Source organism: Jiangella anatolica (genome assembly GCF_003236295.1).
Classification (GTDB): domain Bacteria; phylum Actinomycetota; class Actinomycetes; order Jiangellales; family Jiangellaceae; genus Jiangella; species Jiangella anatolica.
In genome coordinates, this window is record NZ_POTW01000199.1 from 1 (window position 1) to 943 (window position 943).

The following is a 943-nucleotide window of genomic DNA, read 5'->3' on the forward strand; positions in this document are numbered from 1 at the left end:
CGGCCCTTGGTCCGGCCCGACCACACGGGGACGGGGGCGACACCGGCGTGCATGGCGTACTTGGCTTCGCTGGCGAACCGGGTGATGCCGGCGGTCTCGCCGACGATCTTGGCTGCGGTCAGCTCCGCACATCCGGGCAGCGCCACCAGGTCGGGAGCCTGGACCTTGACCAGGGCGGCGATCTCGCGTTCCAGGTCGTTGATCACCGGGCTGATCCGGTCGATATCGGCCAGGATGTCGCGGGCCAGCCGGGCGTCGATCCCGGTCCGCTGGGCCAGCCACTGCACCAGCTGAGCGCGGGCCTTGGCGATCCTGAGCGCCTTCGGTGCCGGATCCGCGGCCGGGTCACCGGGAGCGATCCGGTGCAGGTGCCAGCGCAGCCGGTTCATCATCCGGGTCCGCTCGGCCACGAGATCCTCACGCCGATCCACCAGCAGCTTCAGCTCCCGCGAGGTCTCATCGTGCGACGCCGCGGGCAGGTCGGGCTCGCGCAGCGCGGCCCGGGCCACCGCGAGCGCGTCGATCGGGTCGGACTTCCCGCGGGTGCGGGCGGTGCGGCGCTGCTCGGCCATCAGCTTCGGCGGCACCCGCACCACCAACTCGCCCGCGTCGAGCAGGTCCAGCTCAAGCCGGGCCGACAGATGCCGGCAGTCCTCGATCGCCCACGTGATCGCCGTACCGAACCGCTTCCGGGCCCAGCAGATCGCCTTGTCATGACCCTTCGGATCGGCCTTAACAGTGAGCTCACCCAGCTTACGGCCGGCCTGGTCGACCGCGACGAACGTGTGCGTCCGCTTGTGCACATCCGATCCAACGACAACCATGGTGGTTGCCTCCTCTCACCTGATCAGTGACGGGACGGTTGGACCGGCCGGCGGACACATCTCAGTCGGGGCGACGCCACGCTCCTATCAAGTCACGCCGGCCGGTCCTTCACACCCCG

General features: G+C 70.1%; 1 protein-coding gene. It reads right to left on the reverse strand.

The genetic code is table 11. The features are described 5' to 3' along the window. A partial coding sequence (locus C1I92_RS32945) for an IS110 family RNA-guided transposase (RefSeq protein WP_111258840.1) occupies positions 1-824 on the reverse strand: 824 nt, incomplete at its 3' end. Positions 825-943: the final 119 nt, after the last annotated feature.